This is a genomic window from Mycolicibacterium wolinskyi (genome assembly GCF_002101965.1).
Lineage (GTDB): Bacteria > Actinomycetota > Actinomycetes > Mycobacteriales > Mycobacteriaceae > Mycobacterium > Mycobacterium wolinskyi.
This window is the reverse complement of sequence record NZ_LQQA01000005.1, coordinates 95,617-109,648: the sequence shown is the minus strand read 5'-3', so window position 1 is coordinate 109,648 and position 14,032 is coordinate 95,617. Positions and strand designations below refer to the sequence as shown.

16 protein-coding genes are annotated in these 14,032 nt (G+C 64.9%); 11 read left to right on the top strand and 5 right to left on the bottom strand.

Going from position 1 to position 14,032, the window contains the following annotated elements; genetic code table 11:
* The first annotated feature begins 5 nt into the window (after positions 1-5).
* Positions 6-1,223 carry a DUF6973 domain-containing protein gene (locus AWC31_RS02420; protein WP_085142373.1) on the top strand — a complete coding sequence of 406 codons (1,218 nt, stop codon included), beginning with the start codon at positions 6-8 and terminating at the stop codon, positions 1,221-1,223.
* A 95-nt stretch (positions 1,224-1,318) separates the two neighbouring features.
* A complete protein-coding gene (locus AWC31_RS02415; RefSeq protein WP_067846619.1) occupies positions 1,319-1,675 on the top strand; it encodes a hypothetical protein in 357 nt (118 codons plus the stop codon).
* Between the two features lie 91 nt (positions 1,676-1,766).
* Here AWC31_RS02415 and AWC31_RS02410 read toward each other — a convergent pair whose 3' ends face one another.
* The 5 genes from AWC31_RS02410 to AWC31_RS02390 are packed head-to-tail and all read right to left on the bottom strand — an operon-like array spanning position 1,767 to position 6,543.
* Complete coding sequence (locus tag AWC31_RS02410) at positions 1,767-2,993, bottom strand: hypothetical protein (RefSeq protein WP_067846622.1); 1,227 nt, start codon at positions 2,991-2,993, stop codon at positions 1,767-1,769.
* On the bottom strand, positions 2,983-3,426 hold the full coding sequence (locus AWC31_RS02405; protein WP_067846625.1) for a carboxymuconolactone decarboxylase family protein: 444 nt from the start codon (positions 3,424-3,426) through the stop codon (positions 2,983-2,985). Before AWC31_RS02405 ends, AWC31_RS02410 begins: the two co-directional genes overlap by 11 nt.
* 6 nt (positions 3,427-3,432) lie before the next feature.
* Entirely contained in the window at positions 3,433-4,281 is an 849-nt protein-coding gene (locus AWC31_RS02400; RefSeq protein WP_067846628.1) for an NAD(P)-dependent oxidoreductase, read from the bottom strand.
* 31 nt (positions 4,282-4,312) lie between these two features.
* Complete coding sequence (locus AWC31_RS02395; RefSeq protein ID WP_085142372.1) at positions 4,313-5,062, bottom strand: SDR family oxidoreductase; 750 nt, start codon at positions 5,060-5,062, stop codon at positions 4,313-4,315.
* Between the two features lie 11 nt (positions 5,063-5,073).
* Positions 5,074-6,543, bottom strand: coding sequence for an aldehyde dehydrogenase (locus AWC31_RS02390; RefSeq protein ID WP_085142370.1), 1,470 nt, complete (start codon positions 6,541-6,543; stop codon positions 5,074-5,076).
* Between the two features lie 189 nt (positions 6,544-6,732).
* Here AWC31_RS02390 and AWC31_RS02385 point away from each other — a divergent pair, with 189 nt between their 5' ends.
* The 9 genes from AWC31_RS02385 (at position 6,733) to AWC31_RS02345 (ending at position 14,032) form a co-directional block, all read left to right on the top strand.
* On the top strand, positions 6,733-7,338 hold the full coding sequence (locus AWC31_RS02385; protein WP_085142368.1) for a TetR family transcriptional regulator: 606 nt from the start codon (positions 6,733-6,735) through the stop codon (positions 7,336-7,338).
* A 16-nt stretch (positions 7,339-7,354) separates the two neighbouring features.
* Positions 7,355-8,557, top strand: a complete 1,203-nt coding sequence (locus AWC31_RS02380) for a cytochrome P450 (RefSeq protein ID WP_085142366.1) — start codon at positions 7,355-7,357, stop codon at positions 8,555-8,557.
* Positions 8,558-9,385, top strand: a complete 828-nt coding sequence (locus tag AWC31_RS02375) for an SDR family oxidoreductase (protein WP_067846642.1) — start codon at positions 8,558-8,560, stop codon at positions 9,383-9,385.
* The gene (locus AWC31_RS02370) at positions 9,382-10,740 is read left to right on the top strand and encodes a lanosterol 14-alpha demethylase (RefSeq protein WP_067846645.1); all 1,359 of its coding nucleotides are present in this window, start codon (positions 9,382-9,384) and stop codon (positions 10,738-10,740) included. The genes AWC31_RS02375 and AWC31_RS02370 overlap by 4 nt, the downstream gene beginning before the upstream one ends.
* 5 nt (positions 10,741-10,745) lie before the next feature.
* Positions 10,746-10,952, top strand: a complete 207-nt coding sequence (locus AWC31_RS02365) for a ferredoxin (protein WP_085142364.1) — start codon at positions 10,746-10,748, stop codon at positions 10,950-10,952.
* 2 nt (positions 10,953-10,954) lie between these two features.
* Positions 10,955-11,530 (top strand): Cif family virulence factor, encoded by a 576-nt coding sequence (locus tag AWC31_RS02360; protein WP_085142362.1) that lies wholly within the window; start codon positions 10,955-10,957, stop codon positions 11,528-11,530.
* A gap of 92 nt (positions 11,531-11,622) precedes the next feature.
* The gene (locus AWC31_RS02355; RefSeq protein ID WP_085142360.1) at positions 11,623-12,750 is read left to right on the top strand and encodes an NDMA-dependent alcohol dehydrogenase; all 1,128 of its coding nucleotides are present in this window, start codon (positions 11,623-11,625) and stop codon (positions 12,748-12,750) included.
* A gap of 6 nt (positions 12,751-12,756) precedes the next feature.
* Positions 12,757-13,185 carry a nuclear transport factor 2 family protein gene (locus tag AWC31_RS02350; protein ID WP_085142358.1) on the top strand — a complete coding sequence of 143 codons (429 nt, stop codon included), beginning with the start codon at positions 12,757-12,759 and terminating at the stop codon, positions 13,183-13,185.
* Positions 13,186-13,189: 4 nt separating this feature from the next.
* Positions 13,190-14,032 (top strand): SDR family NAD(P)-dependent oxidoreductase, encoded by an 843-nt coding sequence (locus tag AWC31_RS02345; RefSeq protein WP_085142356.1) that lies wholly within the window; start codon positions 13,190-13,192, stop codon positions 14,030-14,032.

Here is a 14,032-nt window from a genome sequence, read left to right as displayed (position 1 = left end):
GGGCAGTGGGCGCGCTCGACGGGTTCTACACGACGCTGTCGCGAGCGCGCGCGACGTTCGGTGAGGGCGTTCCGGCGACCGGCGAGGAGTTCGACGGCAGCGCCCGCCTGCGGGAAATGGAAGCCGCGGTAAAGGCCGCGGCCCCCGACGACCGCTGGCAGGGTTCGGCGGCCGACGCCTACGCCGCCAAGAACGAGAAACACGCCGCGACGTACGGGAGACTCGCCGACCTCGACAAACGCATGGGTGCCGAAGTCACAAACTCTGCGGCCGTGGTGGCTGCCGGCCGACACAGCCTCGACAGCCTGTCGAACTGGGTGAGCGACATGGACACCTCAATCCCCCGCGACCAGTCCGGCGACCGAATGCGTCTGATCCTGGCCGCCAAAGGTATCGGCCAGATCAATGACGTCATCCAACAGTCCACTGATGACATGGACGCCATCGCCCGCCGCATCGAGGACATTCGCAAGCAGTACGACGAGATCGCGGGGAAAGAAGAGGGCGCTCAAGCACTGGACCATCCGCTGGGCAATCCTCCGCCAGTAGATCCGCTTGAGGAGATCAAGCGGAAGTACCAGGTCGACGAAGACCCCGACGGTGCACTTGATTGGGAGCCTGGATGGCCATGGAATCACTTGACCAGCCCGAAACATGTGACCGCGACTGAAGCGCGGATCTTGGACAGTCTCGCGCCGTGGGAACTACAAGACCTCAATCAGACCAAAGAAGCTGCCGAGGTGGAATCGAAGGTAAGGTTCCCGCCGCAGAACGGTGCTAACGACACTGCCGATAACCACACCGATGCATTCCGGCACGCATATTGGAATGCATTGATGACACAACGTTTTGGCGAGCAATGGACCCGCGACTTCGCGGAGGCACATGAACGGCTGCCGGGTAACCCCGCCACTGCCGAAGCGATGGACCTGTACAACAACGAAGTCGGCAGGAACATCGCCATGGCCAATCCTGATGCGACGCCTGCGGAGCTTGCAGACCTTGTCGAACAGGCCGTCAATAGAGGCGACACGGTGGTGGTCGCACCCAACAGCGATGGCGAGAAACTTGCCTGGAGCAATACGGTCCCGGAAGGCGAGGCAGGCACCACGTCGAAATCCACCGTGCCCGGGCAGGCACCGAACCCGGCGGGTGCTGGGCCAGGTGGTGTCTATGACCCCGGCCAGCCAGGCGGGTACGGAACGTCAGCGGGAGGATATTGATCGTGGCGGCGAGAACGGCGCGTGCAACCCTAGGCGTCCTACTGTGCTTTTTCTTGACCAGTTGCGGTCTGATATCTCAAGCAACGAGGCCATCAATGGACATCGACTACAACGATCAACGGCTCAACGACGGTTTGGCCAATCTTGTAGACCAGCAGAAGGCGGGCAAGCTCAGCGACTTCACCAGCTGGGATTGGGATGAGGTGCATTTGTTCCACGAGTCTGTCGAACGCGAGTTCATCGAAGAAACCGTGGGGGCGCCGGTGATCAAGAGCAGATTCTATGATTCCAAGGCGAGCCTGCTGGTTTTCGAACTCAACGGTGAACCCGTCAAAGCCGCCGGCATCAGCGGCGACTATCTGCGCGGGGAGAATCACCGCGTCACCTTCCCCGCCGATGTCATGCTGGATCCGCAGGGCGGCGGCTATTTGATGCTGACGCTCCCTGAATAGAGCGATATCACCCGCGATATCGCAGTTGAAAACCGTGTCCGCACTTCCGGACAGGTACGGATGTGGCGGATGTGACGCCGGGGCACCACAATCACACCACGGTCAACGGCAACGACTTCCTGGGCTCGAACTGGAACGTCGCACCGCCGCTCACCTTCGCCACCGCCACCTCGCCGAATTCTTTTGCCGGAGTGTCGGTTTCGAACACGCGCGCCGTCCAGTCGGACTCCGAGCCGACAACCTCGACGTTCAGACGAGGGTCGACGCCCGCGACGATGGCCTGCAGCGGACGTGTCTCGGCGGGCGTCACGAGCGACACCCAGGCCCCGTCCTCATGGGCGGGGGAACGACGCACCGCGACTGTGTCGGGCCCGAATTCGGCGGTGACATAGGCCGCCGGATTCAGCAGCGGGTGTAGTTCAAGCACCCGGACCGCGCCCTCGATACCGCCGGGCAGTTCCAGCGCCTTGCGGATGCGCTCCGCACCGAGACCGGCCACGCCGATCAGCTGTTTGGTGCAGATGTCGGTCGCGAGCGCGGTGTCCGAACCGGCACGTGCACCGACGGCGATGACGTACGACAGGTTGAGCAGATGCATCTGCAGGCACACCTCGTCGGCGATTCGGACCAGCGCCGAATGTGAGAACGCCGCGAAGTCGAAGTCCGATAGCAGCGGGCCGGAGTAGTCGGCCTGACCCTCGTCGGAGGGATCGATCGGATCGAGTTCGGTTCGGGCAGCCCGGGTCCGGCGGATCACGTCGAGAGCCGGAAGATCGGGAACCTCGGGGTAGGACTCGTCGATGATCACCGTCCACGCGCAGTGCGGGTGCCGGTCGGCCGGGACGCGCGGCGGCCGGTGGATCGGCCGGATCTGGGCTTTGCGGTTGGTGGCCAGCGCGGTTGCGTCGAACGTGGGGTCCTCGATGTCGTGGCACATGCCGCGCACATAGTCCTCGCCCATCGGCTCGACATCGAGCAGGGCGCCGCAATGGTCGAGGTGGAACTCACCGTGCCAGCGATCGTGCACGGTGTAGCGGAAATCCATGAACTGCGGCGGCGCACCGATGTCGAGCTGCAGACCCTTGAAGATCGTGATGACGTCGACACCCTCGTACTTGAGCGCCTGCTGCATGCGCTTGGTGTAGACGGGGCTGGCCGCCATCCACTCCTCGATCGCGATCTGCAGCATCTCTTCACGGCCGAAACTGCTGATGCACCAAGCCATTCCGGACCTGTCGATCATCTGGCCCATGAGCAGCAGCTCAGGCACCAGCTTGACCAACTGGTCGTGCGTCAGCGCCGCGTACCTACTTGTCATCGAGCGTCGTCCCCGTATTCATCTTGACCGCGGCATTGACGTTGGCCAGCCGGTCCTCGGCCTCACCTTTCTCGGCTGCCTTGCGGCGCTTCGCCGCAACCTTCGACACGGTTCCATTGAGCGCAGAGCCGAGGGGGAAGCCGAGGTACTGGGTGAGGAAGATCGCGATGTCCTTGAGCTCTTCCTCGGTGAACTCACCGTTGAGCAACGCGGCATTGACCTGGATCTCAGCGAGGTCCTGCGATCCGACGGCGGTCACCGCGGACAACGTCATGAGCCGCTTCTCGCGCATGGACAGCCCGGGCTTGGTCCAGATGGTGCCAAAGAGGTGGTCGACCGTGAGATCGAAGTACGGATCGCCTTCGATGTTGGGCATCTCCCAGCCGTAGACCTCGTTCATCTTCTCGAGGCCCTTGCGGCGCAGTTCATCCATTACCTGTCACTCCTTCGTGTGCGGTACGCCGAGGCCGTCGGCCAGCCGCTGCAGGGCCACCTGAGCCAGCGGAAGGTCCACACCGACAGCGTCACCCAGTCCCAGTGCCAGACTCAGGTCCTTCTCCCCCAGCCCGCGTGCGTGCGTGAAGGAGTCGTAGAGGAAGTTGTCGGGCGTCAGCTCGGCCATGTTGTCGCGCACCATGATGGCCCCCGGACCGCTGGTGAGCGCGTCGGTGTGCCGCACCACCCGGCCGAGCTGCTGCAGGTTGATCCCACTGGCTTCGGCAAGCTTCATCGCCTCGCACGCCGCCGCGTAGCCGACGAACGTCAACATGTTGCGGGCCAGCTTCATTCGCGTGCCCGCGCCCGGCTCGCCGGCATGGATCACCATCGACGCGAACTGCTTGAACGCGGGCTTGATGCGTTCGTAGACCTCGCGATCGGCACCCACCATGACGGCGAGCTCACCTTTCTCCGCGGCCGCCCCGCCGCCCGACACCGGCGCGTCGACGATGTGGATGTCCTTCGGCCGCAACTGGTCTGCGAGCTCGACCGCGGTCTCGGGGCTGATCGTCGAATGGATCGCGATGACGGTGCCCGGCTTGACGTGCTCGGAGAGCTGCCCCACCACGTCACGCACCTGCTCGTCGTTGAGGACGGTGATGCTGATGATGTCGGCCTGCGCGACGTCGCCGACGTCGTCGGCCACCGTCGCGCCGAGTTCCACCAGCGGCGTCATCGCCTCGGTGCGAACATCGAAAACCGTGAGCCCGCCGGGCCACTCGACGAGCCGTTTGGCCATCGGCGCACCCATGTTGCCGAGGCCGATGTAGCCATATTTCGGGTCGCTCATGAGCCGTGCCCGCTGCTCTTCGCGCAAGCGCTCATCGGATGATCTGTCCGCCGTCGACATTGAAGATCTGGCCGGTGATCCACTTCGCCTGGTCGCTGAGCAAAAACAGGCACATGCCGACCAGGTCTTCGGGTTGGCCCATGCGGGACAACGGGATTCCCTTGACGATGTCGTCCACCATCTCCTTGGGCGTGGTGGTGCGGTTGGCCTCGGTGTCGATCGGCCCGGGCGCGATCGCATTGATGCGGATGTTCTGCCCGCCCAGTTCACGTGAAAGCTGTTGGGTCAGGCCGTTGATCCCGACCTTCGCCAGGCCGTAGTAGTTGGCGTACAACCATGCCGCGGTCGACGACTGGTTGACGATCGCACCGCCGCCGCGCTTGGCCATCTTGCGGTACACCGCGCGTGTGCAGACGAGCGCGCCGTCGAGGTTCACACTCATGAACTTCTTGTAGTAGTCCCAGTCGACCGTGAGCAGGAAGTCGAGCTTCATGCCGCCGAAGATCGCGGCGTTGTTGACCAGGTAGTCGATCCCGCCGAACTCCGAAAGCGTCTGGGCCGCCATGTCCTTGGCCGAGTCGATGTCGGACACGTCCACGCGTACCGCGAGCGCGTTGCCGCCCTCGCCCTTGATGCCGTCGGCGACCTTCTGCGCGCCTTCGGTGTTGATGTCGGCCACGACGACGGCCGCGCCTTCACGTGCGAGTGCTTCGGCGTAGGCCTGCCCGATTCCGCCGCCGGCACCGGTGACGATGGCCACCTTGTCATCGAACTGTCCCATTCACGTTCTCCTTACTGTGCCAGCGTGGCGATGGTCTTGATTTCGGTGTATTCCTCGAAGCCGGCCAGGCCCATCTCCCGTCCGACACCGGATTGCTTGTACCCGCCGAACGGGGCATCGGCCGAGTACCAGATGCCGCCGTTGACGTTCACCGTGCCGACCCGCATCCGTGCCGCCACGGCCTGGGCACGCTCGTCGTCACCGCTGAACACGGTGCCCGACAGGCCGTACGGCGAGTCGTTGGCGATCCGCACGGCATCGTCGTCGCCGTCGTGGGCGATCACGGTCAGCACGGGTCCGAAAATCTCTTCGCGCGCCACGCGGGCGTTGTTGTTGAGCCCGGCGATCACGGTCGGCTCGATGTAGAACCCGGTGTCGAGATCGGCGGGGCGTCCGCCGCCGCAGGCGAAGCGGCCGCCCTCATCGATCGCGAGGTCGAGATAGGACTGCACCCGGTCACGTTGGCGTGCCGAGATGAGCGGTCCACACACCGTCCGCTTGCTGTTCGGATCCCCTGGCTTGATCGAGCCCAAGGTCGCCGCAGCGGCCTCGACGGCCTCGTCGTAGCGAGCCCGGGGCACCACCAGGCGGGTGGTGATCGCGCAGCCCTGCCCGGCATGCATCGCGACCGTGAACGCCGCCATCGAGCACGCACCGGCCAGATCGGCGTCGTCGAGCACCAGGAACGCCGACTTGCCGCCGAGTTCCAGGAACACCTTCTTGATCGTCAGTGCCGCGTCGGTCATCACCGCGCGCCCGGTCGCCGTGGATCCGGTGAACGAAACCATGTCCACCCGTGGGTCTTTCGACAGCAGTGCGCCGACGGAGTGGTCACTGGAGGTGACGATGTTGACCACGCCCGGCGGGAAATCGGTCTGCTCGGCGATGATCTGGCCGACGGCGGCCGCCGCCCACGGCGTGTCCGGGGCCGGCTTGAGGATCAGCGTGTTACCGGCAGCCAGCGCCGGGCCGACCTTCGCCAGGTTGATCTGGTGCGGAAAGTTCCACGGCGTGATCGCGCCGACGACACCGACCGCTTCGCGCGCCACCACCCGGTTCGTCGGGATGCCCTGCGGTGTCGCATCGCCAAGATCAGTTCGCCACTCGTACTTCTCGGCGGTGTCGGCCGAGAACGCGAGGTCATCGATCGGGCCTTCGAGCTGCGCGCCCGCGGTGAGCATGCGCGGTGCGCCGACCTCGGCGATCGTCAGTTCGCGGAGCTCTTCGATGTTCTCGCGCAACGCATCTCGCAACTGACGCAGGCACCGCACCCGCAGTTCGGTGTTCGTCGACCAGTCGGTGTCGTCGAATGCGCGCCGCGCGGCCTCGATGGCGTTGCCCATGTCCTCGGCGTTGGCGTCGGCCGCGACGCCGAGCACCTCTTCGGTCGCGGGGTTGACGGTGTCGAACACGCCCCCGCCGCCCGCGACGAGCTTGCCGTCGATGAGCAGTTGACTCTGGCGATCGGCCAGTACCGGCATCGGTGAACTCCACTTCACGAATTCTGGACAACTGTCCGGCTGTCTCGTTTCGAACGATAGCCTCCGACGATGTCGAGCCGCAAGGGTGTCCCGGGCGGGCGGCCGATCTCGGTCCGAAAAGACCGCCCTGGCCTGGCTTTTACGACGCCACACTTGCCCATCGCACACATCGTCGGATAACTTGGACATGTGTCCAGCGATGCAGTGGCCGCAGTCACAGGGCCAGTAAGCGAGACGCCGCGCAAACGACGCCAGGAGGAGACCTTCCGAAAGGTCCTCACCGCGGGGATCGAGATGCTGCGGGAATCGTCGTATGCCGATCTCACGGTGCGTGCCGTCGCGGCCCGCGCGAAGGTCGCGCCGGCCACGGCCTACACCTACTTCTCGTCGAAGAACCACCTGATCGCCGAGGTCTACCTGGATCTGGTGCGCCAGGTCCCCTACTTCACCGACGTCAACGACTCCATGACCACGCGGGTCGACAAGGCGGTCCGCGCCCTGACGCTGGTTGTCGCGGATGAACCGGAGGTCGCCGCCGCCTGCACCACGGCGCTACTCGGCGGCGGCAGCGATCCGGCGGTACGTGCCGTCCGCGATCGCATCGGCGCCGAGATCCACAAGCGAATCCGCTCGGCAGTGGGCCCCGACGCGGATCCGCGCATCGTGTCGGCATTGGAAATGACGTTCTTCGGCGCGCTGGTCAATGCCGGCAGCGGAGCCTTCACCTATCACCAGATCGCCGACCGCCTCACCTACGTGGTGGGCCTGCTCCTCGGAGATGAGAACACCCCATGAACTTCGGAGACGACCGATGACCCTACCCACGGTCGAGCTGATACTCGACCCGTACGACTATCACTTCCACGAGGATCCGTACCCCTACTACAAGCGTCTGCGCGACGAGGCGCCGCTGTACCGCAACGAGGACCTCAAGTTCTGGGCACTGTCGCGGCACAAGGATGTGGTCCAGGGATTCCGCAACAGCACCGCGCTGTCCAACAAGCACGGCGTATCGCTGGATCCGGTGTCGCGCAACGACGAAGCCCATCGGGTCATGTCCTTCCTGGCCCTCGACGATCCGGCCCACCTGCGGTTGCGCACCCTGGTGTCCAAGGGTTTCACCCCGCGGCGCATCCGTGAGCTGGAAGGCCGGGTCACCGAGATCGCCGTACAGCATCTCGATGCCGCACTCGAATCCGACAGCTTCGACTACGTCGACGACTTCGCGGGCAAGCTCCCCATGGACGTCATCTCCGAGCTCATGGGTGTTCCGGAGGAGGACCGGGTCCGCATCCGGGCGCTTGCGGACGGCGTCATGCACCGCGAAGACGGGGTCGCCGACGTGCCTGCATCCGCCATCGCGGCATCCGGCGAGCTGCTGGTCTACTACGCCGACATGGTCAAGCAACGCCGCCGCAATCTCACCGACGATCTGACTTCGGCGCTCGTGGAAGCCGAGATCGACGGGGACAAGCTCACCGATGACGAGATCATGGCGTTCCTGTTCCTCATGGTGGTGGCCGGCAACGAGACCACGACGAAACTCCTTGCCAACGCCGCCTATTGGGGTTACAAGAACGCCGATCAGCTCGCGCCGGTGTTCGACGACCACGACCTCATCACGCCGTGGGTCGAGGAGACGCTGCGCTACGACACCTCCAGCCAGATCCTGGCCCGCGCGGTGGTCGAGGACCTGACGTTCTACGACACCACCATTCCCGCGGGCGATGTGCTGGTGCTGCTGGCCGGTTCGGCCAACCGTGACGAGCGTGCGTTCGAGAATCCCGACGAATACCGCATCGGCCGTGACATCGGTTCGAAGCTCGTGAGTTTCGGCAGCGGTGCACACTTCTGCCTCGGCGCACACCTGGCGCGCATGGAGGCCAGGGTGGCGTTGACCGAGTTGTTCAAGCGAATCCGCGGATACGAAGTGGATGAATCCGCCGCCGTGCGGGTGCATTCCAGCAGCGTCCGCGGGTTCGCGCACCTTCCGATCACAGTGGAGAAACGTTAAATGCCCCGTTTTGAACCGCTTCCTGATCGCCGTCCCGCGCTCGTCGCCGGCGCGTCCTCCGGCATCGGCGAGGCGACCGCGATCAAGCTCGCCGCCAACGGGTTTCCGGTGGCGCTCGGCGCTCGCCGGATGGAGAAGCTCGAGGAGATCGTCGGCAAGATCCGCGCCGACGGCGGCGAGGCCATCGCGGTGCATCTCGACGTCACCGATCCGGACTCGGTCAAAGCCGCGGTCGAGCAGACGACGTCGGAACTCGGCGACATCGAGGTGCTCGTCGCCGGCGCGGGTGACACCTACTTCGGCAAACTCGACTCGATCAGCACCGAGCAGTTCGAATCGCAGGTGCAGATCCATCTGATCGGCGCCAACCGCGTCGCGACGGCCGTCCTGCCGGGCATGATCGAGCGCAGGCGCGGAGACCTGATCTTCGTGGGATCCGATGTGGCGCTTCGCCAACGGCCGCACATGGGCGCCTACGGCGCGGCCAAGGCGGCCCTCGTGGCAATGGTCACCAATTACCAGATGGAGCTCGAGGGCACCGGTGTGCGGGCGTCCATCGTGCACCCCGGTCCGACGAAGACCTCGATGGGCTGGAGCCTGCCCGCCGAGCTGATCGGCCCCGCGCTCGAAGACTGGGCCAAGTGGGGCCAGGCACGCCACGACTACTTCCTGCGCGCGGCCGACCTGGCCCGCGCGATCACGTTCGTCGCCGAGACTCCGCGCGGCGGGTTCATCGCCAACATGGAGCTTCAGCCCGAGGCCCCGCTGGCCGAGGTCAAGGACCGCCAGAAGCTGGCTCTGGGTGAAGAAGGGATGCCGGACCAGTGACCATCACAAAAGAAGTACAACGGGTTTCCGGTGGCGAGGACGAGCACGGCCACCTCGAAGAGTTCCGCACCGATCCGATCGGGCTGATGAAGCGTGTCCGCGAGGAATGCGGTGACGCCGGCTGGTTCCAGCTCGCCGACAAGCAGGTGGTGCTGCTGTCCGGTGCAGAAGCCAACGAGTTCTTCTTCCGGTCCACCGACAGCGAGCTCAACCAGGCCGAGGCGTACCCGTTCATGACGCCGATCTTCGGCGAGGGCGTGGTGTTCGACGCCGACCCGGAGCGCCGGGCCGAGATGCTGCACAACACCGCACTGCGCGGCGAGCAGATGAAGGGTCACGCGGCGACCATCGAGAACGAAGTCCGCAGGATGACCGAGAACTGGGGCGACTCAGGCGAGATCGACCTGCTGGAGTTCTTCGCCGAGCTGACCATCTACACCTCGACTGCCTGCCTGATCGGGCTGAAGTTCCGCAACCAGCTGGATTCTCGGTTCGCGAACTACTACCACCTGCTCGAGCGCGGCACCGATCCGCTGTGCTACGTCGACCCCTACCTGCCCATCGAGAGTTTCCGCGTCCGCGACGAGGCCAGGGCCAACCTCGTGGAGTTGGTGCAGGAGGTCATGAACGGCCGAATCGCCAACCCGCCCAAGGACAAGAGCGATCGCGACCTGCTCGACGTGCTGGTGTCGATCAAGGACGAGGAGGGCAATCCCCGCTTCTCGGCCAACGAGGTGACGGGCATGTTCATCTCGCTGATGTTCGCGGGTCATCACACGAGCTCGGGCACGTCGTCGTGGACGATGATCGAGCTGCTGCGCCATCCGGAGTACTACGCCAAGGTGCAGCAGGAGCTCGACGATCTCTACGCCGATGGCCAAGAGGTGAGCTTCCATGCGCTGCGCCAAATCCCGCACCTGGACAACGCACTCAAGGAGACCCTGCGGCTGCATCCGCCGCTGATCATCCTCATGCGGGTCGCTCAGGACGAATTCGAGGTGGAGGGCTTCCCGATCCACAAGGGTCAGATGGTGGCGGCCTCGCCGGCGATCTCCAATCGCATTCCCGAGGACTTCCCCGACCCGGATGCCTTCGACCCCGACCGCTATGTGAAGCCGCGGCAGGAGGACCTGATCAACCGCTGGACCTGGATTCCGTTCGGGGCGGGCCGGCACCGCTGTGTGGGTGCGGCCTTTGCACAGATGCAGATCAAGGCGATCTTCTCGGTGCTGTTGCGTGAGTACGAGTTCGAGATGTCGCAGCCGCCCGAGAGCTACCGCAACGACCACTCGAAGATGGTCGTTCAGCTGGCCCGTCCGGCCAAGGTCCGTTACCGCAGGCGCGTGAAGGACTGACGCGTATGGGTTGTTACCGCGTGGAACTCGACGAGGACCTGTGCCAGGGCCATGCCATGTGCGAACTGGAGGCTCCGGATGTCTTCAAGGTGCCCAAGCGCGGCGTCGTCGAGATCGTCGACCCCGAACCACCCGACGATCTCCGTGAGGATGTCGAGCGGGCCGTTGAAATGTGTCCCACCCAGGCAATTTCCATCAAAGAAAAGGACTGACAATGGCGTCATTCGAGCGTGCCCAATTAGAGGACTGGGTCGAGCGCTGGCTTCAGGTCAACCGCGATGCCGAGAAGGCCGGCGACTGGAAACCGTTGGCGGACTTCTACACCGATGACGCCACTTATGGCTGGAACATCGGGCCGAAGGAAGATGTCATGTGCGTCGGCATCGACGAGATCCGCGACATCGCATTGGGTCTGGAGATGGAGGGCCTGGGCAACTGGACCTACCCGTACCAGAAGGTCATCATCGACGACAAGCAGGGCGAGGTCGTCGGGTTCTGGAAGCAGGTCGTCGGCGGAGCCGACAAAGCGGATGGAGACACCGACGCCGACGCACTGGAGGTCTATGGCATCGGCGGGAGCTGGTTCCGACTGGCGGACGTCGACGGCGAACCCAAGATCGAGTGGCAGCGCGACTTCTTCGACTTCGGCCACGTGCAGAAGCTTTATCTGAAGCTCATGGAGAACGGCAGGCTCTCCGAAGGTATGCAGAAGCGGATCGAGCGCGCCCTCGCGGGCGAGAAGCTGCCCGGCTACTACCCGCTCGGCGAGGCCCCGGTTCCCATCTGGTGATCCCGGCCAAGCAGTTGATTGGGGGTGCGTGTGACGCACGTAACTAATGGCTCTAGTCTGTGGTCACCGGCACTAGTGGAAGGCACGCGTGGATGAAGACAAAAGGCGCTCTCATCTGGGAGTTCAATCAACCGTGGTCCATCGAGGAGATCGAGATCGGCGACCCCGTCAAGGACGAGGTCAAGATCCAGATGGAAGCGTCGGGCATGTGCCACTCCGACCACCACCTGGTGACCGGCGGCATCCCGATGGCGGGCTTCCCGGTGCTCGGCGGCCATGAAGGGGCCGGCATCGTCACCGAGGTCGGCCCCGGGGTCGAGGGCATCGAGCCCGGCGACCATGTGGTGCTGTCGTTCATCCCGTCGTGCGGTGTGTGTCCGTCGTGTCAGGCCGGCCTGCGCAACTTGTGCGACCTCGGCGCGGGCCTGCTCGGTGGGCTCGCCGTCTCGGACGGCACCAACCGCATCCACGCGAAGGGGCAGCCGGTCTTCCCGATGACCCTGCTGGGCACCTTCTCGCCGTACATGGTGGTGCACAAGAGCTCGGTCGTGAAGATCGACAAGTCGATCCCGTTCGAGGTCGCCTGCCTCGTTGGCTGCGGCGTCACCACCGGCTACGGCTCGGCCGTGCGCGCGGGCGACATCCGCCCCGGCGATGACGTCGCGGTCATCGGCGTCGGCGGTGTCGGGATGGCCGCGTTGCAGGGCGCGGTGAATGCCGGCGCCCGCCACATTTTCGTCGTCGACCCCGTCGAGTGGAAGCGCGACCAGGCGCTGAAATTCGGTGCCACGCACGTCTATCCCGACATCAACGCCGCGATGGCCGGCGTGGCCGAGGTGACCTGGGGTCTGATGGCCAAGAAGGTCATCGTCACCGTCGGTGAGTTGCACGGCGCCGACGTCGACAACTACCTCAACCTCACCAGCAAGGGCGGCACGTGTGTGGTGACGGCAATCGGCAGCCTGCTCGACACCAGTGCCAACATCAACCTCGCGATGCTGACGCTGTTGCAGAAGAACTTGCAGGGCACCATCTTCGGCGGCGGCAACCCGCACTTCGACATCCCGCAGCTGCTGTCGATGTACAAGGCGGGCAAGCTCAACCTCGACGACATGGTCACCCGGCAGTACAAGCTGGAGCAGATCAACGACGGCTACAAGGACATGCTGGAGGGCCGCAACATCCGTGGCGTCATCCGGTTCACCGACGAGGACCGCTGAACCGTCATGACTGAGACGCAGGAGATCTCACCGGCGCGCGCAGCGTCACTCGCCTCGTGGCGCTGCGTGCAGTCCGGTGACAAGGACGGCTGGCTGGCCTTGATGGCCGACGACGTCGTGATAGAAGACCCGATCGGCGAAGCCGTCACCAACCCGGACGGCACCGGCGTGCGCGGCAAGGAGGCGGTGTCGGCGTTCTACGACACCAACATCGGCCCGAACGAGCTGACGGTCACGTGCGAGGAGACGTTCCCGTCGAGCTCGCCGTCCGAGATCGCCTACATTCTGGTGCTGCACACCAAGTTTCCGAACGGGTTCACCGCGACCGTGCGCGGGGTCTTCACCTACAAGGTGAACGACGCCGGGCTCATCACGAACCTGCGCGGCTACTGGAATATGGACGCCATGAAGTTCGGGCAGGAAGAAGCTGAGTAGCCCCTTGGCCGGCCGCGGTGCCGTCGTCGTCGGCGGCACCCGCGGCATCGGCCTCGCGGTCGCCGAACTACTCGCCGGGCAAGGCGCGGGCGTCGTGGTCAACGGCCGCGACGACGCCGCTACCAAAGCCGCGGCGGAACGGATTTCCGGTGTGGCACATACCGGTTCACCCGCCGACGCGGACGTCGCCGACGCGCTGATCGACACCTGCGTGTGTGAGTTCGGGCGCATCGACATCCTGGTCAACTGCGCCGGGACCGCCGAGCCGGTGGGGTCGTCGATTCTCAATGTGAGCAGCGCCGCGTTCAAAGAGTTGCTCGACGCACACCTGCTGACCGCGTTCGAAACCTGCCGCGCGGCCGCACCGAAGATGGTCGCCCAGGGCGGCGGAGCCATCGTCAACACCAGTTCGTTCGCCTTCCTCGGCGATTACGGCGGCACCGGTTACCCGGCGGGCAAGGGCGCGGTCAACGGACTGACGCTCGCGATCGCCGCCGAGCTCAAGGAACATGGCGTGCGGGCCAACGTGGTGTGCCCGGGCGCCAAGACCCGCCTGTCCACCGGATCCGACTACGAGCAGCACATCGCCGAACTCAACCGGCGAGGACTGCTCGACGACGTGAGCATGCAGGGCGCGCTCGACGCGGCACCGCCCGAATATGTCGCTCCCACCTACGGATATCTCGTCAGCGACAAGGCGCGCGACGTCACCGGCAGGATCTTCATCGCAGCGGGCGGGTTCATCGGCGAATTCGCCCGGCCCTCACCGGGTTTCATCGGTTACCGCGACCACCACGCATCACCGCCGTGGACGATCGAGGAACTGCACGAGCTGATCGGCGGCTAG

What these genes read in the sequence shown, in the direction of transcription:
- AWC31_RS02415 (WP_067846619.1), top strand. Translation starts at nt 1,319, where the DNA reads ATGGACATCGACTACAACGATCAACGGCTCAACGACGGTTTGGCCAAT.
- AWC31_RS02410 (WP_067846622.1), bottom strand. Translation starts at nt 2,993, where the DNA reads ATGACAAGTAGGTACGCGGCGCTGACGCACGACCAGTTGGTCAAGCTG.
- AWC31_RS02405 (WP_067846625.1), bottom strand. Translation starts at nt 3,426, where the DNA reads ATGGATGAACTGCGCCGCAAGGGCCTCGAGAAGATGAACGAGGTCTAC.
- AWC31_RS02400 (WP_067846628.1), bottom strand. Translation starts at nt 4,281, where the DNA reads ATGAGCGACCCGAAATATGGCTACATCGGCCTCGGCAACATGGGTGCG.
- AWC31_RS02395 (WP_085142372.1), bottom strand. Translation starts at nt 5,062, where the DNA reads ATGGGACAGTTCGATGACAAGGTGGCCATCGTCACCGGTGCCGGCGGC.
- AWC31_RS02390 (WP_085142370.1), bottom strand. Translation starts at nt 6,543, where the DNA reads ATGCCGGTACTGGCCGATCGCCAGAGTCAACTGCTCATCGACGGCAAG.
- AWC31_RS02380 (WP_085142366.1), top strand. Translation starts at nt 7,355, where the DNA reads ATGACCCTACCCACGGTCGAGCTGATACTCGACCCGTACGACTATCAC.
- AWC31_RS02375 (WP_067846642.1), top strand. Translation starts at nt 8,558, where the DNA reads ATGCCCCGTTTTGAACCGCTTCCTGATCGCCGTCCCGCGCTCGTCGCC.
- AWC31_RS02365 (WP_085142364.1), top strand. Translation starts at nt 10,746, where the DNA reads ATGGGTTGTTACCGCGTGGAACTCGACGAGGACCTGTGCCAGGGCCAT.
- AWC31_RS02360 (WP_085142362.1), top strand. Translation starts at nt 10,955, where the DNA reads ATGGCGTCATTCGAGCGTGCCCAATTAGAGGACTGGGTCGAGCGCTGG.
- AWC31_RS02355 (WP_085142360.1), top strand. Translation starts at nt 11,623, where the DNA reads ATGAAGACAAAAGGCGCTCTCATCTGGGAGTTCAATCAACCGTGGTCC.
- AWC31_RS02350 (WP_085142358.1), top strand. Translation starts at nt 12,757, where the DNA reads ATGACTGAGACGCAGGAGATCTCACCGGCGCGCGCAGCGTCACTCGCC.